This window comes from Kineosphaera limosa NBRC 100340, assembly GCF_000298215.1.
In the GTDB taxonomy this organism is placed as follows: Bacteria; Actinomycetota; Actinomycetes; order Actinomycetales; family Dermatophilaceae; genus Kineosphaera; species Kineosphaera limosa.
Map to the genome: position 1 here is coordinate 35948 of NZ_BAHD01000021.1, position 26376 is coordinate 62323.

Sequence of the window (26376 nt, forward strand, 5' to 3'; positions counted from 1 at the left end):
TGAATGTGGGCGCTAGATGTCGTAGGTGATGGCGTCGCCGACGGCGTCGGTGGGCTGGTCGGGCGGGGCGGGTGGCAGGTCGGGGTCTATGCCGGCGGGGTCGACCCAGATGGGGGAGGTCCAGGCCATCTCGCCGTCTTCGAGGATGAGTCGGGCGTAGGTGAAGGACGGGCGGTCGAGGGGAGTCTCGTCGGTCCAGGTGAGGTCTAGCTCGGTGCGCTCGAGGGACTCCAGCGCGCCGATGCTGGGCTGCAGGCGCAGGGTGCCAAGGGTCTCGTGGTCGGCGTCGGCCGGGTCAAGGCTCTGGCCGCCGGCGGCGAGGCTGTCGACGATGGCACCCAGGGTCAGGCGCACGTCGCGGCCGTTCGTGCGCACTCGCACTCCCCCCGATCGTGGGCCGACGATGCTGACCTCGACGCAGCCGCGCTGGGCACCGTACGGCTCCCCGAAGCTGAACGTCTGATGCTCCCATCGCACACTGTTCCGTGAGATATGGGTGACCTCCGGGCCGACGAACTCCGGCACGACGATCCCCGCGTCGGCGGTCACCGTCAGCGAGCCGTCCCAGGTCGTCGTCACGTCCGCCTCGCCCCACTCGATGCGGAAGTCCGCGCGCACCCAACCCGGCGGCAGGTCGCGGGGCGCGCGCACGCTGTGCACGACAACGCCGTCGCGGATGAGGTCGACGCGGGCTATCGGCGCGTAGGCCTGCCCGTGCGCGGCGTAGGTGCGCGGCTCACCCGCGGCGAGCCGCACCTCCGAGCCCATGAGCTGCGCCGGCCGCTCCCCCCGACCGGTCAGACGTAGGTCGAGCACCACGTCGCGCGTCGTCGCGGCGAACGTTCGCCGCTGCCAGAGGGCGTCGAAGATGTCGGCGCGGCTCAGGCTCCGGGCGAAGACGCCGACGTAGCTGGCGCCGTGGCCGTGGTCGGAGGAGGCGATGAGGCCGAAGCGGTGGCCCCGCATCAGCCCGTCGAGGGTGAAGGTGCCGGCGGCGGTGCCGTCGCTGTACTGGCGGAAGCAGTTGATCGACTCGTAGTTGCCGCGGCACGCCTGGAAGACCTCGACGAGCCGGCTGAAGCGGGGGTCGTGGAAGTCCCAGTCGTTGTGCACCATCGCGGAGCCGGGGTGGTGCGGGATGGTGATGGCCGGGAAGTTCGGATGTTCGGCCAGTCCCGCCCACAGGCCCGCCGGGTCGTCGGTGCCGTCGGCGAACGCAGAGAAGATCGGGGCGCCGCGGGCGACGTCGCCGTAGATGACGTTCTGGTGCCCGCGCGCGGCCGAGGTCCACTCGAAGCCGTAGAGCGGCACGAACCGGCCCGGCACGTGCAACAGGTCGGCGATCTTCTGGATGCTCCACCACTGGTAGGCCGTCGAGTTCTCGGCGTGGTCGGTGACCGCCCAGAAGTCGTATTCGCAGACGTCCCAGGCGTACCGGTAGAAGTCCTCGAGCGACGGCTCGTCGCCGGACGTGCAGCGGCTGACCAGCGAATGCCGATGCAGATCTCCCCAGAACAGTGTGTAATCACCTGCCGTGTAGCGCTCGACGGAGCGGTCGGCGCCAAACCAGCGGCGCGACTCGACGCGGCCGGCCGAGACGACCTCCCCGCCGGTGACGACGGTGCTGGCGACGTCGCACGCGGGACCGCTGGTCGAGACCTGGGCGAGCATGACCTGCCCGGCCCCGTGCACTCCGTGCCAGATGACGGAGCCGTGGTGATCGGCCAGGTAGGGGCACTCGCGCCCGCCGAAGCCCTCGGTCCAGTGCAGCGCCCGGTCGAGGCGGCCGTCGCCCTGGGTGGCCAGCAGTACCGAGCCGTCCGCGGCCACGGCCAGCGAGGGCTCCTCCAGCGTCGCGTCGGTGCCGCCGATCGTGACCGGCGGCTCCCAGCCGGCCGGGCCGAGCACTTGCGCCGCGGCCTCCCAGTAGTAGGTCATGAGCGGCAGTTGCCGGTGCACGCGATAGCCGACGACGAGTCCGCCGTCGGGGGTCGCGACCAGCCGCGGCATCGCCGAGGGCACGACATTCACGCTCGGAGCGAGCTCGCCCGGCGCCTCTCGCAACTGCACCCCGTGTTCGGTCTCGTCCACCGCGACGACACGGAAGGTGGCGCTGACCTCGGGCAACAGCTCCGGCGGGACGGAGGCGCCCGGTGCGCGCATGCCGTCTTGGGATGCGGTGGGGTCGGCGGCCGCGTCGGGTCGCCGCTTGAGTCGAGTGGGGCCGCTGGCTCCGTGACCCGTGACCGTGATGACGTCAAATGCGCACCACAGCCGACCGTCGGCGGTCGCGGCCAGGCTGGGGTGCAGCGCGTAGTCGGTGCCGCCGGTCAAAACGTGCACGGGGCCGAGCCGGCCGGCACCTGAACCACTGCGGCGGCGCAGCGAAACGGCGTAGCGACCCTGCACGTATTGGGCCCAGGCGTAGGCCGACCCGTCGGCGGTCGGCGTGACGGCCGGATCCCACACGTTGCCCTCGGCGCCCTCGCTGACCAGCACGGTTTCACTCCAGCCGGACTCGCCGAGCCGCCGGGAAAAGATGCCGAACCGGCCGTCGGCCGCGCCGGGCTGCCGCCCCTGCCACACGACCTCCAGGGAGCCGTCGGGGTGGGTGACGACCTCCTGGTTGAACGACGGCCCGTCGCTGGTGCTGATCTGTTGCGGCCGGCCCCACGCCGCGCCGTCGTGCGCGGACGCCCAGACGGCGACCTCCAGGCCGTCGCGGCGGCCGAAGAAGACCCATGCGGTGCCGTCACCGGCGACGGCAGCCGTGGGGCGGAAGACGTCCGCGATGTCCGGGATCACCGGCTCCGGGGCCTGGTCGTCGAGTCGGGCGACGAGCCGGTCTCCCTCGCCCTCCACCCATTCGATCCAGGCCAAGACCGTCCGGCTGCGGCCGGTGGCGATGCTCGGTCGGGCTGCGTGGCCGCTCGGCACGGGGGCCGCGGCCGTGCGGGTGTGGCCGGGCAGCGGTTGCGCCTGCTCCAGAACCCGCTCGGCGAGCGCGATCTGGGCCGGGATGAGCCCGGCACCCTCGTCGACCCACATGTACCGCAAGGGATCCGGGTCGAGGCTGGCCACCGTCGGCGCGGTGTCGATGCACGCGTTGATCGCGTCGGCCAGGCGGTGGTTGAACGCAAGCACCAGGTCGAGGTCCGCTCGCTGCTGGGCCGTGTACTCGCCAGTGTGATGGTCGGCCGAGCACCCGTGTGCGTGCCCGTGGTGGTGACCTGGCTCTGCGCTCATTCGCGAAGGCTAGCCCCTCTCCCTCCCGCCGAAAGTCGCACTCTCTGGGGACCTTCAGAGTTGCCGCTCGGCAGGTCGCCGCGTTCTCTGCAGGTCGGCGAGGGGATGTCAGCCGAGGGCCGGCGCGCTGGTGGCGGCTTCGCGTCGATCAACCTGCGAGTGAGAATCAGAATCATTATGATTAGATGACGGCCATGAACACCTCACGCCTGCGATCCCCACTCCTGCTTCCCGCGATCTCGCTCGCCTCCCTGTCCCTGATCGCCGCCTGCGGCCAGGCGCCCGACTCCTCGGCCTCCAGTCCGGAGGCGCCGGCCACGAGCACGCCGCCGGCGGGCTCCGGGGAGAAGGAGGTGCCCAGCGTCACCCCGCGGGTGCTGCTCGCGGACGCCTCCGGCCTGCGCCTGCTCGACGCGGAGAGCGGCGACACCGTGCACACCCACGCCTCGACCGATTTCCTGCGACTGTCCGACGCCGGCGACGGGCGCCACGTCGTGGTCGCGGACGGGGACGTGTTCCGGGTGTACGACGCCGGAATCGAACTCAAGGCGCACGGGGATCACGACCAGGCGTACACCTACAACCCGGGTCTGACGGAGGTGACGTATGCGGCGAAGAAGGCCGGCCACGTCGTGCCTCACTCCGGCCAGACCGCGCTGTTCGGCGACGGTGACGGGTCGATCCAGCTGGTCGCCACCGACGAGATCGCCAAGCCCGGCGCCAACGTGGAGCGACGGACGGCCGATGCCCCGCACCACGGAGTTGCGGTGTGGCTCGGCGGCCAGGGGCTGCTGACGACCCAGGGCGCAGCCGATGCACGCAAGACCATCGAGCTCAAGGCCGGCGACCGGGTCGCCGCCAAGACCGACGACTGCGCCGGAGTGCACGGGGAGGCGACCGCCAAGCCTGCGAACGGCGCTCCGGTCGTCTTCTTCGGCTGCGAGGACGGGCCGGTCGTCTTCCGCGACATGGCATTCCACAAGATCGCGGTCAAGGAGGCGTACGCGCGCACCGGTAACGCCGCCGGCTCACCAACCTCCCCGGTCGTCCTCACCGACTACAAAACCGACAAGGAGGCCAAGCCCGAGCGGCCGACCCGAGTCGCGCTCGTCGACACCCACAAGGATTCTTTGCGGACCGTGGAGCTCGGATCGTCGTACTGGTTCCGGTCGCTGGGCCGCGGCCCGCACGGCGAGGGGCTGGTGCTGACCTACGACGGCAACCTCACGGTCCTCGACCAGGACAAGGCCACCGTGGCGGCCCGCATCCCGGCGATCGGCGAATGGCAGGAGAAGGACAAGTGGCAGGAGCCCGGCCCGATCCTCAAGGTCGCCGGCGACCGCGCCTATGTCACAGACGCGCAGCACAAGCAACTTGTCGTCGTCGACCTGGAGAAGCGCGAGGTCGTCGCCCGGCACACCCTCGACTCACCCGCCGTCGAGATGGCTGTCGTTACCGGTGCCGCTGAAGGCGCCGACGACCACGCCGGCCACAGCCACTGACGCCGGCCCCTCTTGCCCCGCCGACAGGCACAGAACCGAGGCGACATGCAGAGCAATTTCTCTGCAGCTCGCCGCAACCTATGACTATCGGCGGGGTGAGGCGGGGACGTTAACATCGACTTCATGAGCGCCGACCGGCACACGTTGCACGATCTGGTTGACGAGTTGCCCGATGAACAGGTGGCACTGGTCATCGCTGACGTGCGACGACGGCTGGTCACTCCCGCCGCCTCCGACCGCTGGCCTCCGGAGTTCTTCGGCGTCATCCAGAATGACGACCTCCCCGAAGATCTAGCTCAGGATCCAGATCAGCACCTCGCCGCCTACGGGTTCGGCCGCGACTCGCGGTGATCTTGGTCGACACGGGCGCGCTCGTCGCGGCCGCAATAACGAACCAGCCGGAACACCGAGAGTGTGTCGACCTCTTCACCAGCCTTCGCCTGGCCGGTCGCACCATGATCGTGCCACCCACCGTGGTCGCGGAGACTGGCTTCCTGCTGGAGAAGAACGGCGGAGTTCGCGCCGAATCCGCGTTCATCCGTGCCCTGGCACGTCGCGACTTCGTCGGAGGTCAATTTGACGACGAGGACTATGAGCGAATCGCCGAGCTGGTGGACCAGTACGCGGACCTTCCTCTGGGAACCACCGACGCCTCGATCATCGCCTTAGCGGAGCGTCTCGGACTGCGCGAAGTCGCTACTCTCGACCGGCGTCACTTCACGGTCGTGCGGCCACGCCACATCGATGCATTCACGCTGCTTCCGGAGATTCGACCGGAGCGTCCTGCGGGCCGCTGATCCCGCGACTTACGCTCCCGACATGCACGGAACGGGGCGACAGGCAGAGCCATATCTCTGCAGCTGGCCGCAAAGAATGACTATCGGCGGGTGGAGGTGGGGTGGGGCGGCGTGTCGGTCAGCGCAGAGTCGGGGTGTTGGTCAGGAGGGTGCGGGTGTACTCCTGCTGGGGGTTCTCCATGACATCGACGACGAAGCCCTGTTCGACGACTCGGCCGCGTTGCAGCACCTGAACGCGGTCGGCGATGGAGCGCACGAGCGCCAGGTTGTGGGTGACGAACAGCATGGAGATGCCGCGTTCGTTCTTGAGGCGGCCCAGCATGTCGACGATCGAGCCCTGCACCGAGACGTCCAGCGCCGAGGTGATCTCGTCGCACACCAGCACCTCGGGCTCAGCGGCCAGGGCGCGGGCGATGGCGACACGTTGGCGCTCGCCTCCGGAAAGGCGGCTCGTGCGGTACTGCAGCACGGTCGGGCCGAGCGCGACCGCCTCCAGGAGTTCTACGACCCGGTCCGTCGCCGCGCGGCCCTTGGCCAGGCCGAACAGCTCCATCGGGCGTTTGACGATCTGCTCGATCGTCAACCGCGGGTTCAGCGACAGGTACGGGTTCTGGAAGATGTACTGGATCCGCTTGCGGTCTGTCGCGCTGCGCTGCCGGGCCCCCCGCTTCAACCGCTCACCGTCGAGCAGCACGGTGCCCTTCCACTCCTTGGTCAGCCCGGCGATTGCCCGCGACGAGGTCGTCTTGCCGGAGCCGGACTCACCGACGAACGCCAGCACCTCACTGCGGGCGAGGTCGAAGTTGACGTCGAAAACCACCTGCTTGCGCCCGTAGAACACGTCGAGGTGTTCGACGGACAGGATGATCTCGCGGGCGTGCTCCGGGTCGGTGTCGGCGATGTCGCCGGAATCGATGCTCCAGCTCGGCATGCGGTCCAGGTGGATGCAGCGCACCCAGTGCCCCGGCGCCACCTCGACCGAACCCCAGTCCCGCTCTTCACATGTGGCGTCGGCGAACGCGCAGCGCGTGTGAAAGCGGCAGCCCGCGGGGCGGCGGCCCGGCCCCGGGGTGCTGCCGGGAATGCCCCGCAGCGCCCGCGCCGAGCTGAGGTGCGGGATCGCGTCGAGCAGCGCCCGCGTGTACGGATGCCGGGGGTCCCGGAAGATCTCGTCGCCCGTGCCGATCTCGGCGATCTGCCCGGCGTACATGACGGCCACGCGGTCGGCGAGGTTGGCGACCACTGCGAGGTCGTGCGTCACGTACAGCGCCGCCACCCCGTAGGTCGCACACAAGTCTTTGACGGTGCGCAGCACCAAGCCCTGAGTCGTGACGTCGAGGCCGGTCGTCGGCTCGTCCAGCACGAGCACCTTGGGGCGGGGCAGGAACGCCATGGCCAGCGCCACCCGCTGCACCTGACCGCCGGAGAGTTGGTGGGGATAGCGGGCGAGAAACTCGTCGTCGTCGGGCAGCCCGACCTCCCGCAGCCCGGCCCGCGCGCGGTCGAGCCGCTCCGCAGCCGTCCCCTCGCCGCGCAACTCCAGGTACTCCACGAGCTGACGGCCGATGCGGATCGCCGGATTCAGCGCCGACGCCGGATCCTGCGGCATGTAGGCGACCTCGTGCCCGCGCATCGCCCGCACCCCGCGCACATCCAAGGCCAGGATGTCGCGGCCCCCGAGCACGACCGTGCCGCCGTCGATGACGGCCCCGGCCCGCGCGTAGGCCAGCAGCGCCGTGCCGATGGTCGTCTTACCGGAGCCGGATTCGCCGACCAGCCCGACGATCTCGCCGGGGCGTAACACCAGATCGATGTTGTCGACCACGTCGATGCCGCGCGTCTCGCGGCCGGTCAGCGCGACCCGCAGGCCGGTGACGACGACACCGCCGTCCGGGCTGTCCGAGCCGTCCGGAGTCTGCGGGACTGCCTCTGCGGCCATCACTGGCCTCCCTTCGCGGCGACCTGCGTGACGCCGTCGGCGAGCAGGTTGGTGCCGATCGTGAAGATGCCGATGATGATGACCGGCAGCAGCACGGCCCACGGCTGCACGAGCAGCGCCAGCCGGTTCTCGTTGATCATCTGCCCCCAGTCGGCAGCACCGGGGTTGGTGGAGAAACCGAGGAAGCCGATGCCGGCGACCATCCCGATGGAGTACGTCAGGCGCAGGCCGGCCTCCGCGAGCAACGGCGCGCCCATGTTCGGCAGCACCTCGAAAAGGACGACCCGCAGCCGCGACTCCCCCAGCGCCTCGGCCGAGGTCACGAAGTCGCGCGGCACGATGCTCAAGGCGACCCCGCGGGCCACCCGGGCCACGCGCGGGGCGTGGCTCAGGCCGACGATCAACACGATCATCCAGGCCGCCGGTTGGTCGACGGCCGAGAGCACGAGCAGCGCCAGCAGGATCTGCGGGAACGCCAGCGCCACGTCGTTGAGGCGCATGAGCACCTCGTCGAGCCAGCCGCCGGCGTAGGCGCAGACGACGCCGATGAGGATGCCGATCCCCATCCCGAGCACGGTCGCCAGCAGCGAGATGAGCAGAATCGATCGGCCCCCGGCGAGCACCCGGGAGAGCACGTCCTGCCCGAGGTAGTCGGTGCCGAAGAGGGTCGGGTCGGTGAACGGCCGCCCGACGATGTCGTATTCGCCGTGCGGCGCGAGCCACGGCCCGACGATCGCCAGCAGCGTGACCGCCAGCGTGATCGCCAGCCCGACGACGAGCCGGCCGGAGCGAAGGTATGCACTCATCCGGAGATCGCCGTCCTCGCGCGCGGGTTGAACAGGATCGAGAGCACGTCGGCGATGAGGTTCACCCCGACGTAGACGGCGGCGATGACCATCGCCAGCGCCTGGACGACCGGGAAGTCGCTGTTGCGCACCGCGTCGACGAGGCTGGCGCCGATGCCCGGATAGGCAAACAGGTACTCCACGATGACGATGCCGCCGGCCAGCCACGCGAACTGCAACGCGATGACCTGGATGCCGGGCACGATCGCGTTGCGCAGCGCATGCCGGCGCATGACGATCGCCTCCGGCACGCCCTTGAGCCTGGCCAACTCGACGTAGTCGGAGTCGAGCACCTCGAGCAGGGAGGCGCGCACGATCCGCGAGACGTACGGCGCGACGGCGATGACCAGGGTGAGCACCGGCAGGATCATCGAGGCCGGATTGCTCCAGGGGGGCGCACCGCCTCCGGCGATCGTCACCGCGGGCAGCACGTGCAGCACGGTCGTGGAGAACAACGCGACGAGCAGGATGCCGACGACGAACTCGGGCAGCCCGGCCAGGGTGAGCAGGATGATCTGGATGACGCTGTCCGCGCGGCGGCCGCGGTAGTTGGCGGAGATCATCGCGATGATGATGGCCAGCGGAATCATGACGGCGGCGGCCAGCAGCACCAGCACGGCGGAGTTGAGCACCCGGTCGCCGATGAGCTCGCCGACGGGGGTCTGGTTGACGACGGAAAGCCCGAGGTTGCCGGTGAGCAGGTCACCGAGCCAGGCGAAGTAGCGCGTCAGGACCGGCTCATCGAGGCGCAGCTGGGCCTCGATCGCCGCCACCCGCTCCGGGCTCGTCTCGTAGTCGCGGCCGAGGATGGCGCGCACCGGGTCGCCGAGGGCCGCGGTGGCCAGGTAGACGACGAGGGAGCACAGCCACAGGGTGCCCAGCGCCAGCACCAGGCGCCGCGCGAGCCACAGGGCCCAGTTGGCGGCAGTGGGCCGGCGCCGCTCGTTCGGGTCGGGCAGGGTCGCCATCGCGGCGGTCGAGGTGTCGCTCATCGCTGCCTCACGAGACGAAGGAGACGTGTTTGAAGCCGAACGCGTCGCACGCCATGTAGCGGTGCGGCTTCAGGCCGGTGGTCAGGTTGGAGTAGGCGTCGACCTGGTTGCGGAAGCCCCAGATGATGAAGCCGCCGCGGTCGAACTCGATCTGCTGCGCCTGGCGTTGCAGCTCGTTGCGGCGGGTCTCGTCGGTCTCCGCGCCCGCGCGCCGGATGAGGTCGTTGAACTCCGGATCGTCGAAGTGGGTCTCGTTGTACGGCGCCGTGGGCAAGGAGGAGTTGGCGGTCTGCGGCAGGTAGTTGCGGGTGTTCCAGAAGTCCTGAGCGAAGACCCACGACAGGTACTGGTCGCCGTAGAAGGTGTTGGGGTCGACCCGGCTCAGCCGCACCTGCACCCCGGCACCGCGGGCCTGCTCGACGAACAGGTTGGCCGATTCGACGGCGCCGCCACCGATGCCGCTGGAAGTCGTGAGCTCGACCTGCAGGTTCTCGTGGCCGGCGGCGCGCAGCAGGGAGCGGGCCTGGTCGACGTCGCGGGTTCGCTGCGGCAGGTCGTGGGCGTAGCCGGGGTCGAACGGCGCGTAGAGGTCGTTGCCGAGGGTGCCGTAGCCGTTGAGGGCCTGGTCGATCATCTGCTGGCGGTCGACGATGAGGCGCATGGCCTGACGCACCCGCACGTCGTTGAACGGAGCGACGTCGACCCGCATCGTGAACGGCGTCCAGGCTCCCGACTCGGCGATCAACGCGGTCGCGCCCTGCTGCCCGATGCCTTCGGCCAGGTAGGTCGGCAGGTTGTCGATGCTCTGCACCTGCCCCGCGAGCAGCGCGTTGACCTTCGCGGCGTCGTCGGCGAAGTTGTAGATGAACAGCTCGTCGACGTAGGCGGGCTGCTCCCAGTAGTTGTCGAAGCGCTCGAAGTGCGAGAGCTGCCCCGGCACGAACCGCTGTACGCGGAAGGGGCCGGTGCCGACCGGATGGGCCAGGTCGAAGTCGGTGGGGATCACTCCGACGGTGTACTCGGCGAGCAGCTGATCGAGGATCGCGTAGGGCGTCTTGAGCTGGAGCCGGATGGTGCGCGGATCCACGATCGCGGAGTTGCCCAGGTCGAGCACCTCGGCCAGCTGCGTGCCACCCGGGGAGGTCTTCTCCGGATCGGTGACGACCGCGAGGGTGTGCAGCACGTCCTGCGCGGTCACCGTCTTGCCGTTGTGGAACTCCACGCCCTGGCGCAGCCGCACGGTCCAGGTCAGCGCGTCGTCGCTGTGCTCGACGCTCTCGGCCAGCGACGGCTCGACGACGTACTCGTTGTTCCAGCGCAGCAGCGGCTCGTAAAGCTGGAAGACGCGGGCGATGTCGGGGTTGGTCACCGGAAAGTGCGGGTCGAGGGTGTCGCGCAGACCGCCGCCCGTGGCGCCGTGGCTGTAGACGCCGCCCCGCACCTTCGGAGCGTCGACCGGAGCCGGAGCGGGCACCGCCGCGCAGCCGCTCATGGCTGTGAGCCCAGCCAGGCCCGCCACGCCCACCGCGCCGAGGCGCAGCGCCTGCCGTCGGGTCAGGTCGGGGTTGGCCCAGCTCAGGTCCGGGCCCTGCGCCCTGCGCCCGCCGCCCCAGCCACTCGACGCGAGCGGGTCAGGAGCGCGTGGGTTCGTTCGCCATCGACTCACCACCGGATCCCCTTAGGTGTTGCGCGGCAGCCGACGAGTCCTCCGGTCAGGGCCCGGACGTCGACCACCCCGGAACCGCCGAACGGATCGGCTCGCTCCGGTGCGTGTGCCCGGAGACTGCCACCGACAACTACCCGGACCCGACGAAAGGGACGTGCCTGTTACCCAACCGAGACCACCGTCTCCGCCACGCCGGGGCTTCTCGCGATCGACCGTCGCCCCCGCGACAGCAACCGCTTCCGTAGGGTAGACTTTTACTTCCGTAATGTGGAAGTTGAGGTGCTGTGTCGGCGCCGGATGGGAGATGCGAGTCCATGACGTCACGGGTGCAGGTCGGCGACCTCAGTGTCGCCCAGGAGCTATACGACTTTGTCCGCGACGAGGCGCTGCCCGGCAGCGGCGTCGAGGAGGAGGCCTTCTGGGCCGGCGCCCAGTCGATCTTCGCCGACCTCGGCCCGCGCCGCCGCGACCTGCTGGCCCACCGCGACGAGCTGCAGGAGCGCATCGACGACTACCACCGCACCAACGGCGGCCCGGCCGATCAGGGCTGGGACCAGGCCGCCTACGAGGGCTTCCTGCGCGAGATCGGCTACCTGGTGCCCGAGCCGGAGTCGGTGACCGTCACCACGCAGAACGTCGACACCGAGATCGCCGCCCAGCCGGGGCCGCAGCTCGTCGTGCCGATCAGCAACGCGCGCTTCGCCACCAACGCCGCTAACGCCCGCTGGGGCTCGCTCTACGACGCGCTCTACGGCACCGACGCCATCAGCATGGAGGGCGAGTTGACTCTCGGTGAGGGCTACAACAAGGCTCGCGGGGCCGAGGTGATCCGGCGCGGCCGCGAGCTGCTCGACGCGCACTTCCCTCTCACCTCCGGGACGCATGCCGAGGCCACCGGGTACGCGGTCGACGGCGACGGGCTGGTGATCGCGCACGGATCGGATGTCGCGCGCCTGGCCGACCCGTCACTGTTCGCCGGGTACACCGGTGCGCCCGACGCGCCCACCGCGATCCTGCTCGTGCACCACGGCCTGCACGTCGAGCTGGTCATCGACCGCGAGGGCGCGACCGGGCGCGGCGACAACGCCGGGGTGCAAGACATCGTGCTGGAGTCGGCCACGACGACGATCATGGACATGGAGGATTCGGTGGCCGCGGTCGACGCCGCCGACAAGACCGCCGGTTACCGCAACTGGCTGCAACTCATGCAAGGCACCCTGTCGACGCAGGTCAGCAAGGGCGGCACGACGTTCACGCGGGCGCTCAACCAGGACCGCACGTACACCGCGCCCGACGGCTCGACCCTGACGCTGCCGGGTCGGGCGATGCTCTTCATCCGCCAGGTGGGCCACCTCATGGACACCGACGCGGTGCTCGACGCCGACGGCAACCCCGTCTCCGAGGGCTTCCTCGACGCGCTGGTCGCGGGCCTGGGCAGCGTGCACGACGTGCGCGGCGAGCGCGCCGGCGGCAACTCGCGCACCGGCTCCATCTACGTCGTCAAGCCCAAACAGCACGGCCCGCAGGAGGTCGCGCTGACGGTCCAGCTGTTCGGCCGGGTCGAGCAGGTGCTGGGCCTGGAGCCGGACACCATCAAGGTCGGCATCATGGACGAGGAGCGGCGCACGTCGGCCAACCTCAAGGCGTGCATCGCGGAGGCGGCGCGGCGACTGGTCTTCATCAACACCGGCTTTCTGGACCGCACCGGCGACGAGATGCACACCTCGATGCTCGCCGGCCCGATGGTCCGCAAGGGCGACATGAAGAGCTCGGACTGGATCACCGCCTACGAGGACCAGAACGTCGACATCGGCCTGGAGTGCGGCCTGCCCGGCAAGGCGCAGATCGGCAAGGGCATGTGGGCGGCTCCGGACGAGATGGCGGCGATGCTCAAGACGAAGATCGGCCATCCGAAGTCCGGGGCCAACACGGCGTGGGTGCCCTCTCCGACCGCCGCGACCCTGCACGCGCTGCACTACCACCAGGTCGACGTCTTCGAGGTGCAGCGGGCGTTGCAGGCCGGCGGCGGGGTGCGGCGCTCGACGCTGCGGCAACTACTGACGATCCCCGTCGGCGACCCCGCCGGCTGCAGCGAGGCGGACCGCCGCGACGAGGTCGAGAACAACGCGCAGGGCATCCTCGGCTACGTCGTGCGCTGGGTCAACGCCGGCGTCGGCTGCTCCAAGGTGCCCGACATCCACGGCACTGCGCTCATGGAAGACCGCGCGACCTGCCGCATCTCCAGCCAGCACATCGCCAACTGGCTGCACCACGGGGTCGTCAGCCCCTACCTGGTCGAGGACGCCTTCCGCGCAATGGCGCTCAAGGTCGACGAGCAGAACGCCGGCGACCCCTCATATTTGCCGATGGCGCCCGGCTTCGACGGGGAGGCCTTCACCGCCGCCCGGGCGCTGGCCTTCGACGGCACCAACCAGCCGTCGGGGTACACCGAGCCGCTGCTGCACGAGTGGCGGGCGCGGCTCAAGGGGCGCCTGGGCTGAGCGCGGCGCCCCTGGCTGCCGCCCCCTCCCGGCCGACAGCCCTGGCTGCCGCCCCCTCCCGGGCCGACGACGGTCGCGCTTGCTGCCGACGGGTGAGGTTGCAACCGCGCCCGTCGGCAGCAGGCGCAACGGTGGGGGTCGGCGCGGGGCGTCAGCCTTCCAGCGTGCCGATCTTGAAGGTGGCCAGCCGCTCGTTGGGGTTGGGCGCGTCGCTGTGCTGGCCCTGGAAGGTGGCTGTGCCGTCGGTGCCACACAGGCCCTGGATCTTGTCGGGTCCGCCCGGATGCTGCGAGATCCAGTTGGTGACGTCGTAGACCTCGCCCTCGATCGCCGTCCAGCACGATGAGGCGGTGTTGTGCTCGGCGACCTGGGCCATCGTGAAGCTCTGGGACCCTTCGGTCTGCGCGTCGTCGGTGTGCGCGCCGTCGGTCTGCGCGGGTGTCGTGGCCGTGGCGGCCGGTGTCGTGGGGCTGGCCGCCGCCTCCTGCCCGTCGTCGCTGCCGCAGCCGGCGAGCGTCGCCACGGCGAACGTGCATGCGGCCAGGGTCGTCAGAACGCGCTTCACGAGGTTCCTGCTTTCAGTCGGGGTGTCATCAGGGGGTGCCATCCGGGCTGCGCCTCCAGTCTCGATCGAGTGCCGCTGATTCGCGAGTCGACCTGCACGACAAGGTTGCTCGAACGCACGCCGCGCCCGGCCGGCGGGCGAGGCGTACGGGTCGGGGCGCCTCAGGACTCCAGATCCACGTCGAGCACGACCTTGCCCTGGGTGTGCCCGGTCTCGACGATCTCGTGGGCGCGGGCCACCTGCGCCAGCGGAACGACCTCGGAGATGAGCACATGCAGGGCACCGTCGGCGATCTGCTGGGCCAGGGCGCAGAGCCGCTCGCGGTCCGGCGCGATGGCGGGGACGCTGATCTCGATGCCGCGCTCCTTGGCCGGGGTCAGGTCGGCCAGGGTCGGCAGCATGACGATGCGCCCACCCGGCGCCAGATGGTCCATCGACGGCTCGTAGGTGCCGAAGTAGACGCCGTCGACGATCAGCGTCGGCGAGGGCGTGACCTGCGTGAAGTCCTCACTGGTGTAGTCGACGTAGTGGGCGCCGTAGCTCTCGAGACGCTCGCGGTGGCGCGGGGAGGCGACGGCGTACACGCCTGCGCCGGCGGCCAGGCACAGCTGCACGACGAACTGGCCGACTCCGCCTCCGGCGCCGTGGACGAGCACGATGTCGTCGGCGCGCACCTGGCCCAGATCGTGCACGGCGGTCCAGGCGGTGATGCCGGCGAGAGCGCTGCCGGCGAGGATCTCGTCGGCGACACCCTCGGGCGAGGGGGCCAGCGCGCTCGCGGGCTGCACCACGTACTGCGCGTACCAGCCGCCCGGGTGCCCCATCGGCGCCATCCCGAACACCCGCTGGCCGACCTCCAGGTCGGTGACGCCGGGACCCAGTTCGGCCACCACACCAGCTCCCTCGCGGCCGAGCACCAGCGGGAAGTCGGCCTCGGTGAGCTTCTGGGCGACCCCCGAGGAGCCGTCGCGGATCTTGTAGTCGATGGGATTGACCCCCGCGCCGGTCACCTCGACCAGAACCTCGCCCTCTGCTGGGCTCGGCTGCTGCCGATCCTCGACGATGTGCAGTTCTTCGACGCCGCCGAAGCGGTCGATCTCTACGGCTCGCATGGCCCCGAGTCTGCCGCACCGCGCGCGCCAGGTGACACTCAGATCGGCGCTTTAGGCTTGCCTAACCAGACGTGGGGAGGTGAATCGGTGAGCGGGAGGGTGTCGACGTCCGCGCCGCAGCAGCGGTGATGGAGCGGATCAACCAGCTGCCGCTGGCTGCCGCCTTCGCGACCCTGTTCGTCATCGCGATGATCCGCGGCAACGCCACGTTCTGGATCGGTCGCGGGTTGCGCGCCGGAGCCGCCCGGTCGGGCAGCGCGCGGTTGCGGCTGGACGGGCAGCTGATGGCCCGCGCGGAGCGACTCGTCGCCCGCTGGGGAGCCGGTGCGGTCGCGCTGTCGTTCGCCACGATCGGGTTGCAGACCGCGATCAACGCGACCGCCGGGGCCATGCGCATGCCGCTGCGGCGCTATGTTCCGGGCGTCATCGTCGGGTCCCTGATCTGGGCCACCATCTACTCCGCCCTGGGTGCCATGATCGTGCTGGCCCTGCGCACCCTGTTCGGCGCCTAGCCTCCCCGCGCCCGCGGTGCGTGTCTCCCGTCGGTGCGCCACTTGCTGGTTTCCTGCCCACGCGCACCGCCCGCGCGGACCAGTCGTCACTTGCGCGGGCGAAACGTCACGGTGAACTGACGACTCGGGCCCCAAAGTGACGACTCGGCTGGCAGGAACTGACCACTGGCACCCCAAACTGACGACTCGACCGCCGCCATCGCGCGCGCGCTGGCCTCAGTCCCGGGCGCCCCACGGTTCGCGGGCGTCGCGCTCGTATTACTCGCGGACACTCACTCGGGTACCGGGATGGGTCGCTTGGCCGGCCGGGCCGAGCGCCAGGTCATGGCGAGCACGGTGGCGGCCGCGAAGAGGGCAACGACGCCGACGATGAGGGAGCGCGGCTCGTCGGTCATTCGGCCGACGCCCACCCAGACCAGACCCCAGGTGATGCCGACTCCGACGAAGTAGTTGCCGGGGTAGGCGTCCGTGACCAGCGCCCCGACGCCGATGACCACGAGCAGCACGATGAGGGTCGCGGCCACCGACGGCCAGCCGGTCGCGGGCACGCCACGCGCCACGAGAGCAGCGGCGATATTGGCGCACACGGCGACGCACACCCAACCCAGGTACAGACCGAAGGTGCCGTCGACGACGACCCACTCGACCCACCCGTCTCCGGGACGGTCGTGCAGCCGCCCGAGCAGGAGCCCGAGCACGAGCAGCAGCGCGACGATGACGACGACGCTGACTTCGAGCCAGCCGGCCTGGGTGACCAGCAGCCAGAGCGCGTTGAGCACCATCGAGATGGCCGCGAGCCCGGCGGTCACGCGATGCCGGGGGGTGTCGGCCGCGGGCGTCCACCATTGCCGCAGCGTGTAGGCGAGCAGCCCGAGGTAGATGACGCTCCAGATGGAGAAGGCGGTGCCAGCGGGGGCGATGAGCGTGGCGTCGGCGGCGAGGTTGCCGCCGGCCGACTCCTCGACCCGCGTGCCGATGACGCCGAAGCCGACGAGAGTGCCGACGGCGCAGAAGACCGCGGCGATCGTCACGAAGATCTGCCGGGAGCGCATCACACGGTCTGGCGCTAGTGACATGTCGGCAATCCTGCCTGATCGGGCCGGGCGAATCGAGGGGAGGCGCGGCAGCCCAGGTCGGAGCGTCCGTCACCACGCCGGCGCGACGGCGACCTCATCTCACCGGCTCACTCCTCCCGCAGGCTGAGCGCACCCGATGGGCAGAGGCCGACGGCCTCCCTGGCCGCTGCTTCGTCCGCGGGCCCGGGCCGGGGCTGCCGGACGACGACGACCGCGTCCTCGTCGCGCTGATCGAAGACGTCAGGGGCGGTCATCACGCACTGACCGGCCCCGATGCACACAGCTGGGTTCGCTTCGATACGCACGACACTGCCTCCGGTTGCATCTTCAGTCACGTGACTTAACGTTACTCCCAAGCCAGCCATCGGCAACGGGAGGAACGATCCGCATGACCGACGCACCGACGACCAGCCCAGACACTCGCTCCGACACACCCCTGGACTTTCCGTTCGAGCCGCCGAGCGCGCTGGGGGCCCCGCAGCAGTGGGCGCAGTTGCGGTCCGGCTGCCCGGTGGCGCATGTGCGGGCCGCCAACGGAGCGGAGGGCGTGGCGCTGACCCGCTATGCGGACGTCAAGGCGATGCTCGCGGATCCGCGGTTCGAACGAGGCTCGATGACCGGCGACCCGGCCGGCGCGGGCGGGGACGACACCCTGCTCGCGGCCGGGAGCGACATGTTCGCCGGTGGCGAGCGGCACCTGCACTGGCGACGCATTCTGGGGCGCACGTTCACGGTCAAGCGAGTGCGGGCATTGCAGCCGGGCATCGAGCGCACGACCCACGAACTCATCGACGCCATGGTGGCCACGACACCCGCCGGTGAAACCGCGAATCTGACCCCGGCGCTGGGGTTTCCGCTGCCGGTGTTCGTCATCTGCGACCTGCTCGGGGTGCCGGCGGCGGATCGGGACCGGTTCTCGGGCTGGAGCGACCGCATCCTGAACGTCTCGCTGTACAGCCGCGACGAGATGCTCGGCGCGGGCATGGAGCTGTACGCCTACATCGAGGGGCACGTGCGGGACCGGCGAGAGAACCCCGGCGACGACCTGCTGACCGCATTGGTGCAGGGCGCCGACAGCCCGGAGGGGGAGATGACCGAGTTCGAGCTGGTCATGACCGGCATGGCGTTGCTCATCGCGGGGCACGAGACGACGGCCAACATGATCGGCAAGATGGTCTCGATGCTGCTGGCGGACCGCTCCCGGTGGGAGGCCCTGGTGGCCGACCCGAGCCTGGTGCGCACCGCGGTAGAGGAGTCGCTGCGGTTCGACGCCAACCTGGGGTTCGCCTTGTCGCGGCAGGTCGACGAGCCGATCGACGTGGCGGGCACGCCCGTCCCGGCCGACACGATCGTGTGGTCCGTCATGGCGTCGGCCAACCGCGACGAGCAGGTCTTCGAGCGGGCCGACGAGATGGTGCTCGACCGCTCTCCCAATCCGCACATCTCGTTCGGGGTCGGCGCGCACTCGTGCCTGGGGCAAACGCTGGCGCGCGTGGAGTTGCAGACCGTCCTGTCGGTGCTGCTGGAGCGGCTGCCGACGCTGGCGCTCGCGGTGCCCGCCGACGAGTTGCGTCGGCGCGAGGGGCTGCTGGTCGGCGGACTGGAGTCGGTGCCGGTGCGATGGTGAGGCCGGTGCGATGCTGAGGCCGGTGCCGTGGTGAGGCCGGCGCGGTCGGGGGCCGCGCGCGCGGAGTCGACGCGCGAGTTGCTGTTGACGACGGCCGAACGGCTCTACGCCCAGCGCGGTTTGGCGCACGTGTCGAACCGGCTGGTCGCCCAGGAGGCGGGGCAGGCGAACAACTCGGCGGTGGCCTATCACGTCGGCAGCAAGGACGACCTTGTGCGCACGATCTGCCGTGGGCACGCCGAGGCGGTGTCCGCCGGCACGGTCGAGCTCGTCGCGGCCGCACGCGACTCGCGGCACGCGCGCGACCACGTGGCGGCGCTCGTGCTGCCCTACACGCGCCACCTGGCCGCACTGGGCAGCCCGTGTTGGGCGGCCCGGTTCATCGCGCAAGTACTGGCAGACCCGGTGCACGGCCCGACCGTCGGCTGGCATGAAGGAATCGTTGCGGCCCACGCGGAGGGCGGCACGGCCATGTGGTCGTTCGCTCCGCCGCTACCCGGACCGGTCGTCACGCTCCGGCTGCAGATGATGCGGCTGCTCGTCGTGCACACGTGCGCCGAGCAGGAGGCCGACGCGGACGCCTTGGGCCGGCCCGTGGATTGGGAGCCGGTGGGTGAGGCACTCGTCGACGCCCTGACCGGAGTGCTCCTGGCCCCGCATCGGTAACGCGCTCTGCCGTGGGTCCCGGCTGGTTTCCGCTGCGGCTCTCGGGGCCCCGTGGGTTGCTGCCGGTGCCGGACCCGGGGGTCAGCGTGGAGAGCGGGCTACCTGGAAAAGATAGTGTTCGCTTTTGCGCGGTCCGGTGAGCAAAAGCGAACACTATCTTTGGCCCAGATGGCGTCGCGCTCGGCTCCCGGTGGTCAGGCTTGCAGTTCGCGAGGCGGCCGTCGTGGCCCCGGCAGCGCCAACCTGGCGCTGCGAGACCGCGGTTGCGCGGCCAGCGAGTCAGGAGGACACGATGCCGGTGACGACACGGCGAGACGGCCCGATCCTGGTGGTGACGCTGGACCGGCCGGATAAGCGCAACGCGATGAACGCCCAGATGACCGCGGGCCTCGACGCAGCGCTGAACCTGTTGGAGGACGAGGCCTCGCTGCGCTGCGCGGTGCTGACTGGCGCTGGCCAGGGGTTCTGCGCGGGCACGGACCTGGCTCAGTGGGCCGGCGACCCGACGCCGCGGGGCGGCCCGTACGGCATCGCGGGGCGCACGCTGACCAAGCCGGTCATCGCGGCGGTCGAGGGTGTGGCGGCCGGCGGCGGGATGGAGATCGTGTTGGCATGCACGCTCGTCGTCGCCGGGCAGTCGGCGACATTCTCCTTGCCAGAAACGGGACTCGGGCTGGTCGCCGAATGCGGCGGGCTGTTCCGGGCGCTGACCGCGCTGCCGCGCAACGTCGGTACCGAGTTGCTGCTGACCGGCGCTTCGCTGAGCGCGGAACGTGCCTACGCGCTCGGGCTGGTCAATCGGCTGGCCCCCGACGGCGAGGCGCTCCCGGTCGGCCTGCGGCTGGCCCACGAGATCGCGGCGCGCTCCCCCGTCGCGACCGCCGAGTCGATGAGTGCCATGCGCGCCGTCACCGCCCGCCACGACGACACCGACTGGGCAGCCACCCACCGCGCCAAGACCGCCGCCCGAGCCTCCGCCGACGCGCGCGAAGGCGTCGACGCCTTCCTCTCCCGCCGCCCGCCCCACTGGCCGGCGTCATCCAGCCTTTCACGGCGGACGTAGCGGATTCTCGACGTACTCCGGAGCGCCGCGCCAACTACGCTCGTCGCTTCCCTGCAGGTCAGCGTCGTGCACGCCGTGGGCCGGTCAGCGCGAGTACGTCAAGAATCCGCTACGTCTGCCCGAACCGTTCGGGGATTCGTCGGCGAGGGAGCGCAGCCCGGTTCAGAGGTCTTTGACGATGCGTAGGGCGTTGACGGCGCGGGGAAACCCGACGTAGGGAAAGGCGTGGACGATAGCGGCGACGAGAGTCTCCTTGCTCGTGCCGACGCGCAGGTTGCCGAGAGCGTGGGAGCGCAACTGCGCGGGTGTGTCACCCAGGGCGACGAGGACGCCGAGCACGAGCAGTTCCCGCGTTGCGACGGCCAGACCCGTCCGCGTGTAGAGGTCACCGAAGCCGAACTCGGTGAGCAGCCGCGGCACGGCCTCGGCGAACTCGCCGGGCAGGTCGGCCAGGTTGTCGCGCATCGCCGTGCCGTAGAGCGGCTCCTGCTGGGCGCGCCCGGCCTCGTAGCGCTCCGCCGGCGACACCGTCGCTTGCGGGGGCAGCGGCAGCTCGATGCCGCGGTCGCGGAACACCTCGTTGACGACAGCGAGCGCGTTGAGCGTCTTGGGAAACCCGATGAACGGCGCGCACTGGTAGATGGCCTCGCGCACCCGCACCGGGGGGAGGCCGACGTTCAGCGCCGCCCCCGTATGTGCCCGCAGCTGCGGCAGCGTCTGCTGCGTCGCCAGCAGCACGATGGTCAGCAGCTCCCGCGTCGCATCGTCGAGGTCACCCAACGCGAAGACGTCCCCGAAGATCAGTCCGCGGAGCATCTCCATGAGCTCCGGGTCGTCCTCGTGCGCGCCCGGATCGCGCGCGCCGAACAGTCGCGCGTACACCTGCTCGCTACGTTCGATTCGGTCCAACACTGCCTCCTCAGTCTGCGGCTCATCGCGTAGCCGCCGCAGTGTCAGCCCACCCAGACTCGGGCGTTGCGGAACATCCGCAGCCAGGGGCTTTCGGCGTCGACCGGCCCGCTGGTCCACGACAGTTGGGCGTTGCGTTGCACGCGCTCGGGGTGCGGCATCATCGCGGTGAACCGGCCGTCGGGGGTCGTCACGGCGGTCAGCCCGTCGGGGGAGCCGTTCGGGTTGGCCGGGTACGTGGTGGCGACCCGGCCGTGGTTGTCGAGGTAGCGCGCCGCCCGCAGCACCGTCTGCTCGTCGCCGCGGGCCGCGAAGTCGGCGCGGCCCTCGCCGTGGGCCACGGCGATCGGGATGCGCGAGCCCGCCATGCCGGTGAAGAAGATCGACGGGCTCTCCAGCACCTCGACCAGGCTGAGCCGCGCCTCGTACTGCTCGGAAAGGTTTCGCGTGAAACGCGGCCACGCCTGCGCGCCCGGGATGAGGTCGGCCAGCGCCGCGAACATCTGGCAGCCGTTGCAGATGCCCAGCCCGAACGTGTCGGGCCGCGCGAAGAACTCCGAGAACGCCTCCGTGAGAGCCGGATTGAAGAGCACCGAGCGGGCCCAACCCTCTCCGGCGCCGAGGGTGTCGCCATAGGAGAAGCCGCCGCACGCCACGAGCCCGGCCGCCTGGGAGAGGTCGAAGCGCCCGGACTGCAGGTCGGTCATGTGCACGTCGATCGCCTCGAAGCCCGCGCGGTCGAACGCGAACGCCGTCTCGACGTGGGAGTTGACGCCCTGTTCGCGCAGGATGGCCACCTTCGGCCGTGCCCCGCTCCACAGGTACGGCGCCGCGATGTCGTCGACCGGGTCGAAGGTCGTGTACACCTCCAGCCCCGGGTCGTCGTCGGCGCCGACGCCGTCGTGCTCCTGCTGCGCGCACTCCGGGTTGTCGCGCAGCGTCGCGATGCGCCACGAGACCTCGTCCCACGCCTGCGCCAGGTCACGCACCGGCTCCTGCAGGGTCAGCTCGCCGACCCGCACCCGCACCCGCCGCTCGTCGCTGGTCCCACCGATGCGCCGCGTCACCTCGCCCAGCCCGTGGTCGGCTAGCACCTGCTGCGCCTCGGCGGCCCGGTCGGCCGGCACCCCGAGCACGACGCCCAGCTCCTCGGCGAACAGCGCGGAGACCGAGTCGACCTGCGCGTTCAGGCCCACCGAACCCGCGAAGGCCAGCTCGCACAGGGTCGCCCACAGGCCCCCGTCGGAGCGGTCGTGGTAGGCGGTCACCAGGTCGTGGTCGCGCAGCACCGTCAGCGCGTCCGCGAGCTGCACCAGGCGGGAGACGTCGTCCAGATCCGGTGTCGCACCACCGAACTCACCGCGCGTCTGGGCCAGGATCGACCCGCCGAGACGGTCGCGGCCCGCGCCGAGGTCGACGAGCAGCAGCGCGGAATCCGGCCGCAGCTGCGGGGTCCACGTGCCGCGCACGTCCGGCAGCGACGCGAACGCCGAGACGACCAGCGACACCGGCGACGTCACCTGCTTGGCCTCCCCCGAGTCGGGGTCGCTCCAGCGGGTGCGCATCGACAGGGAGTCCTTGCCGACCGGCACCGAGATGCCCAGCGCCGGGCACAGCTCCATCGCGACGGCGTGCACGGTGTCGTAGAGCGCGGCGTCCTCACCCGGCTCACCGCAGGCGGCCATCCAGTTGCACGAGAGCTTGACCCCGCCCAGGGTGACCGGGGCGGCGAGCAGGTTCGTCAGCGCCTCCCCCACCGCCATGCGCCCGGACGCCGGAGCGTCGATGGCCGCCAACGGCATCCGCTCGCCGCTGGCCATCGCCTGACCGGCGAGGCCGACGTGGTCGCTGAGCGTCACCGCGACATCCGCGACCGGCACCTGCCACGGGCCGACCATCTGGTCGCGGTGGCTGAGCCCGCCGACCGTGCGGTCGGCGATCGTCACGAGGAACCGCTTGGAGGCGACGCTCGGGTGGCGCAGCACCGCGTAGGCCGCGTCGCGCAGGCCCGCGTCGTCAATCCCGTCCACGTCGAGGTCGGAGCTGGAGCGGGCGATGCGGTGCACGTCGCGGGTCATCCGCGGCGGCTTGCCGAGCAGCACCTCCATCGGCATGTCGATCGGCAGGTCGGCGGCGTCCTCAGCCAACGGCTCGGGCGTCAGCACCAACTGGCCGTCGGCGCGGGCGACCCCGACGACGGCGAACGGGCAGCGTTCGCGCTCACACAGGGCGGTGAATTCCGCGAGCGACTCCGGCGCGATGGCCAGCACGTACCGCTCCTGGCTCTCGTTGCACCAGGCCTCCTTGGGCGCCAGACCGGACTCCTCCAGCGGCACCGCCGACAGCGCGAACCGGGCGCCCAGCTCGGCCCCGTCGACGAGCTCGGGGAAGGCGTTGGACAGGCCCCCGGCGCCGACGTCGTGGATCGACAGGATCGGGTTCGCCGAGCCGAGCGCCACGCAGTGGTTGATGACCTCCTGCGCGCGCCGCTGCATCTCGGGGTTGCCGCGTTGCACGGAGTCGAAGTCGAGCTCGGCCGCGTTGACGCCCGCGGCCATCGAGCTGGCCGCGCCGCCACCCATGCCGATGCGCATGCCGGGGCCGCCGAGCTGGATGAGCAGCGACCCCTCTCCGAACAGCACCTTCTCGGTCTGGGAGGCGCTGATCGAGCCGAGCCCGCCGGCGCTCATGATCGGCTTGTGGTAGCCGCGGCGCACGCCGTCGACGGTCTGCTCGTACACGCGGAAGAACCCGCCGAGCCCGGGGCGGCCGAACTCGTTGTTGAACGCGGCGGCACCGATGGGGGCCTCGAGCATGATGTCGAGCGGGGAGGCGATGTGCTCGGGGGCGCCGTAGGGGTCGGTCTCCCACGGCTCGGCGGTGCCGGGCAGGTGCAGGTTGGAGACGACGAAGCCGGTCAGGCCCGCCTTAGGTGCCGAACCGCGGCCGGTGGCACCCTCGTCGCGGATCTCGCCGCCGGCGCCGGTCGCCGCTCCGGGGAACGGGCTGATCGCCGTCGGGTGGTTGTGCGTCTCGACCTTCATGAGCACGTGCACGTCGTCGGAGCGCAGCGCGTACCGGCTGGGCCCGGCGTGGCCGTGCTCCCCGCCCTGCGGCAGCCAGCGGTCGATGCGGCCGCCGGCCATGATCGAGGCGTTGTCCTTGTATGCCACGACCGTGCCGTTCTCCGGGCCGCCGGCCACGGCCTCGGTGTGCCGGATCATGCCGAAGAGGCTCGCGGGCTGCACGTCGCCGTCGATGACGAAGTCGGCGTTGAAGATCTTGTGGCGGCAGTGCTCGGAGTTGGCCTGCGCGAACATCATCAGCTCGACGTCGGTGGGGTTGCGGCCCAGGCCGGTGAACGCCTCGACGAGGTAATCGATCTCGTCGGGTGAGAGGGCCAGGCCGTACGCGGTGTCGGCCTCGAGAAGCGCCTCGCGGCCGCGGGCCAGCACGTTGACGTGCTCCATCGGCTCGGCCTCGCGCTCGGCGAAGAGGGCGGCGGCGGCCTCGCGGGTGGGCAGCACCGTCTGGGTCATCCGGTCGTGCAGGATCGCGGCGCAGGCCGCCCACTGCTCGTCGGTGAGTTCACTTGCGGTCAAACGGTATTCGGTGACTCGCTCGACGCGGTGGATGTCGATGCCGCAGTTGTGCACGATGTCGGTGGCCTTGCTGGCCCACGGGCTGATCGTGCCGAGCCGGGGGGCGACGACGACGAGCGCGTCCGCCTCCCCTCCTTCGTACGGTTCGCCGTAGGTGAGGATGCGGGTCAACGCCGCCGCGACCTCCTCCGACAGCGGCTGCTGCGAGGCGACCCAGTGCACGTAGCGCGCCTGCACCGCGCTGACCTGCGGCGCGGCCTGCTGGAGGCGGCGCAGCAACGCGGCGGCGCGAAAGTCGGAGAGGGCGTTGCCGCCAGGGACGACGGTCGAGGTGAACTCGTGCGCTGACATGGCGTGGTGTCTCCTGGGGAGCGGCCGGAATCGCGTCTCAGGCTACGCGACCGCAGTCAGCCGTTGAGCCCCGCCGGATCGCGAGCGCGAGCCGGGGCGCCCGGCGTCGCCCGGCGTCGGGTCAGCCGTCACCAGCTGAGATCGAAGGCGTGCGACACGGCGGCTGCCAACGCCGGCTTCTGCCAGTTACGCAGCTCGCCAATCTGCTCGCCGAGCGCCGACGTCGGGAGAGTGTGGACCTCGTCCACCCGTTCGCGGGGCCCAGTACAGCGAGTCGATGGGGCGGTTGGCGGCTCAGGCACCGCGCGCGGGCTCGTAGTCCATTCCCCGCAGCGGCGCGATGAGGCGCAGGTCCCGAGTGGGCACCGAGCCGCGCCAGCGGGTGATCGCGACGCGGGAGCCGGAGATGTGGCTGAGGTCGTAGACGGTGCCGCGGCCGGTGTCGTCGTCGACGCCGAGGAGCACCGTCCGGTCGCCGCACGAGGTGGCGACGAGCCTCTCGAACGCCTGCCAGGTGCGGTCGCGCAACCGGGTCGTTCGGGTGGTCATGGTCTTGGTGCGAGGCACGGTGATCGTGATGAGGTGCCCGGTCGAGGTGTTGGCCAGCAGCACGTCGCGCTTCACGCCGCTGGCGACGAGGGTGAGGCCTTTCACCGCGCCGAATCCGGAGACTGACCCCGCCGGGCGCACTCGCATCTCCAGGGCCGTCGGCGTGGGGACGAACTCCACGCGGTAGCGCACGAGGGCGCCGCCACGCAGCCGCGGCGCCAGGCCGTAGACGTACCAGCCCTTCGTGACCGGGTCGTACAGCGGGGAGTCGACGAGTTGGGTGATCGCGCCCCACCCTGTGCCGTGCGGCTCGGTGCTGATCGACGGCGAGGTGCCGCCGCGCGTGATCTGCCAGCGCATGGTGGTCAGGGCGTTGCCCCGCAGCGCGAGGCCGCTCCACTCGTCCAGGCCACCGTCGGGCGTTGTGCCGCCCGCGCCGTCGTCCCAGGTGAAGGTCAGCGGGCCCAACGCCCGGAGGGTGCGTGTGGGGTCGGCGCCTGGATAGCGCTTGGTCAGCGTCGCTCTGGCGGCACCGGATGGGCTGCGGGTCACGAGCAGTTCCGTCAGCGCACCGCCCGTGGTGACGCCGGCCGCGTTGACGACGCAGGGCTTCTGCACAGGCAGCCGGATGTCGGGGCCGCTCGCCGTGGAGGCGGTGGTGCCGAGTCGTCGATGTGTCGCCCGAGTCGTCAGTTCCCCCGTGCCGAGTCGTCCTTTTGGTGCCCCATCGGTCAGTTCGGGGTGACGACTCGACCCTCGAAGTGACGACTCGGGAAGAGCGGGCGCGAACTGCCCGGATAACGACACGCCAGCCGCGTGCGCCGGCGCCGCGTGCGCCGGCGCCGCGTGCGCCGGC

Annotated in this window: 20 protein-coding genes; 8 read left to right on the forward strand and 12 right to left on the reverse strand. The window is 70.8% G+C overall.

Going from position 1 to position 26376, the window contains the following annotated elements:
• Window positions 1-12: 12 nt before the first annotated feature.
• Window positions 13-3246 carry a DUF3604 domain-containing protein gene (locus KILIM_RS07385; protein ID WP_040562571.1) on the reverse strand — a complete coding sequence of 1078 codons (3234 nt, stop codon included), beginning with the start codon at window positions 3244-3246 and terminating at the stop codon, window positions 13-15.
• Window positions 3247-3440: 194 nt separating this feature from the next.
• Between KILIM_RS07385 and KILIM_RS07390 the strand changes: the two genes are divergently transcribed.
• The 3 genes from KILIM_RS07390 (at window position 3441) to KILIM_RS07400 (ending at window position 5545) form a co-directional block, all read left to right on the forward strand.
• Window positions 3441-4748 (forward strand): hypothetical protein, encoded by a 1308-nt coding sequence (locus KILIM_RS07390; protein WP_085955993.1) that lies wholly within the window; start codon window positions 3441-3443, stop codon window positions 4746-4748.
• Window positions 4749-4871: 123 nt separating this feature from the next.
• Window positions 4872-5099, forward strand: a complete 228-nt coding sequence (locus tag KILIM_RS07395; RefSeq protein ID WP_006592031.1) for a hypothetical protein — start codon at window positions 4872-4874, stop codon at window positions 5097-5099.
• Window positions 5096-5545: a type II toxin-antitoxin system VapC family toxin gene (locus KILIM_RS07400; RefSeq protein ID WP_006592032.1), complete on the forward strand. Its 450-nt coding sequence runs from the start codon at window positions 5096-5098 to the stop codon at window positions 5543-5545. The genes KILIM_RS07395 and KILIM_RS07400 overlap by 4 nt, the downstream gene beginning before the upstream one ends.
• Before the next feature lie 118 nt (window positions 5546-5663).
• On the opposite strand, the gene KILIM_RS07405 is transcribed toward KILIM_RS07400, so the two are convergent.
• From KILIM_RS07405 to KILIM_RS07420, 4 genes are read right to left on the reverse strand one after another with little or no spacing between them, the layout of a single operon-like run.
• On the reverse strand, window positions 5664-7484 hold the full coding sequence (locus tag KILIM_RS07405; protein WP_006592033.1) for an ABC transporter ATP-binding protein: 1821 nt from the start codon (window positions 7482-7484) through the stop codon (window positions 5664-5666).
• Window positions 7484-8290, reverse strand: coding sequence for an ABC transporter permease (locus KILIM_RS07410; RefSeq protein ID WP_006592034.1), 807 nt, complete (start codon window positions 8288-8290; stop codon window positions 7484-7486). The genes KILIM_RS07405 and KILIM_RS07410 overlap by 1 nt, the downstream gene beginning before the upstream one ends.
• Complete coding sequence (locus tag KILIM_RS07415; RefSeq protein WP_006592035.1) at window positions 8287-9321, reverse strand: ABC transporter permease; 1035 nt, start codon at window positions 9319-9321, stop codon at window positions 8287-8289. The genes KILIM_RS07410 and KILIM_RS07415 overlap by 4 nt, the downstream gene beginning before the upstream one ends.
• 7 nt (window positions 9322-9328) lie before the next feature.
• Window positions 9329-10987 carry an ABC transporter substrate-binding protein gene (locus tag KILIM_RS07420; RefSeq protein WP_255247622.1) on the reverse strand — a complete coding sequence of 553 codons (1659 nt, stop codon included), beginning with the start codon at window positions 10985-10987 and terminating at the stop codon, window positions 9329-9331.
• Between the two features lie 314 nt (window positions 10988-11301).
• Here KILIM_RS07420 and KILIM_RS07425 point away from each other — a divergent pair, with 314 nt between their 5' ends.
• Window positions 11302-13488 carry a malate synthase G gene (locus KILIM_RS07425; RefSeq protein WP_006592037.1) on the forward strand — a complete coding sequence of 729 codons (2187 nt, stop codon included), beginning with the start codon at window positions 11302-11304 and terminating at the stop codon, window positions 13486-13488.
• A 151-nt stretch (window positions 13489-13639) separates the two neighbouring features.
• Here the strand turns inward: KILIM_RS07425 and KILIM_RS07430 are convergent, their stop codons facing one another.
• Complete coding sequence (locus KILIM_RS07430; RefSeq protein ID WP_040562573.1) at window positions 13640-14053, reverse strand: cytochrome b5 domain-containing protein; 414 nt, start codon at window positions 14051-14053, stop codon at window positions 13640-13642.
• A gap of 161 nt (window positions 14054-14214) precedes the next feature.
• Entirely contained in the window at window positions 14215-15165 is a 951-nt protein-coding gene (locus KILIM_RS07435) for an NADP-dependent oxidoreductase (protein WP_006592039.1), read from the reverse strand.
• A 128-nt stretch (window positions 15166-15293) separates the two neighbouring features.
• On the opposite strand from KILIM_RS07435, the gene KILIM_RS07440 reads away from it, so the two are divergent.
• Window positions 15294-15677 (forward strand): DedA family protein, encoded by a 384-nt coding sequence (locus KILIM_RS07440; RefSeq protein ID WP_006592040.1) that lies wholly within the window; start codon window positions 15294-15296, stop codon window positions 15675-15677.
• Window positions 15678-15949: 272 nt separating this feature from the next.
• Here KILIM_RS07440 and KILIM_RS07445 read toward each other — a convergent pair whose 3' ends face one another.
• Both KILIM_RS07445 and KILIM_RS07450 read right to left on the reverse strand, forming a co-directional pair.
• A complete protein-coding gene (locus KILIM_RS07445; RefSeq protein ID WP_006592041.1) occupies window positions 15950-16753 on the reverse strand; it encodes a TspO-related membrane protein in 804 nt (267 codons plus the stop codon).
• Window positions 16754-16860: 107 nt separating this feature from the next.
• Complete coding sequence (locus tag KILIM_RS07450) at window positions 16861-17118, reverse strand: ferredoxin (RefSeq protein ID WP_157551577.1); 258 nt, start codon at window positions 17116-17118, stop codon at window positions 16861-16863.
• Window positions 17119-17141: 23 nt separating this feature from the next.
• Between KILIM_RS07450 and KILIM_RS07455 the strand changes: the two genes are divergently transcribed.
• The 3 genes from KILIM_RS07455 to KILIM_RS07465 all read left to right on the forward strand — a co-directional run bounded on the left by KILIM_RS07455 (window position 17142) and on the right by KILIM_RS07465 (window position 20109).
• Window positions 17142-18380, forward strand: a complete 1239-nt coding sequence (locus KILIM_RS07455; protein ID WP_006592043.1) for a cytochrome P450 — start codon at window positions 17142-17144, stop codon at window positions 18378-18380.
• Window positions 18381-18410: 30 nt separating this feature from the next.
• Complete coding sequence (locus KILIM_RS07460; RefSeq protein WP_051988688.1) at window positions 18411-19046, forward strand: TetR/AcrR family transcriptional regulator; 636 nt, start codon at window positions 18411-18413, stop codon at window positions 19044-19046.
• Window positions 19047-19338: 292 nt separating this feature from the next.
• Window positions 19339-20109 carry an enoyl-CoA hydratase/isomerase family protein gene (locus KILIM_RS07465; protein ID WP_006592045.1) on the forward strand — a complete coding sequence of 257 codons (771 nt, stop codon included), beginning with the start codon at window positions 19339-19341 and terminating at the stop codon, window positions 20107-20109.
• 162 nt (window positions 20110-20271) lie between these two features.
• On the opposite strand, the gene KILIM_RS07470 is transcribed toward KILIM_RS07465, so the two are convergent.
• The 3 genes from KILIM_RS07470 to KILIM_RS07480 form a co-directional block, all read right to left on the reverse strand.
• Window positions 20272-21021 carry a carboxymuconolactone decarboxylase family protein gene (locus KILIM_RS07470; protein ID WP_006592046.1) on the reverse strand — a complete coding sequence of 250 codons (750 nt, stop codon included), beginning with the start codon at window positions 21019-21021 and terminating at the stop codon, window positions 20272-20274.
• Between the two features lie 41 nt (window positions 21022-21062).
• Complete coding sequence (gene purL, locus KILIM_RS07475; protein ID WP_006592047.1) at window positions 21063-24971, reverse strand: phosphoribosylformylglycinamidine synthase; 3909 nt, start codon at window positions 24969-24971, stop codon at window positions 21063-21065.
• Window positions 24972-25265: 294 nt separating this feature from the next.
• On the reverse strand, window positions 25266-26138 hold the full coding sequence (locus KILIM_RS07480; protein ID WP_006592048.1) for a hypothetical protein: 873 nt from the start codon (window positions 26136-26138) through the stop codon (window positions 25266-25268).
• Window positions 26139-26376: the final 238 nt, after the last annotated feature.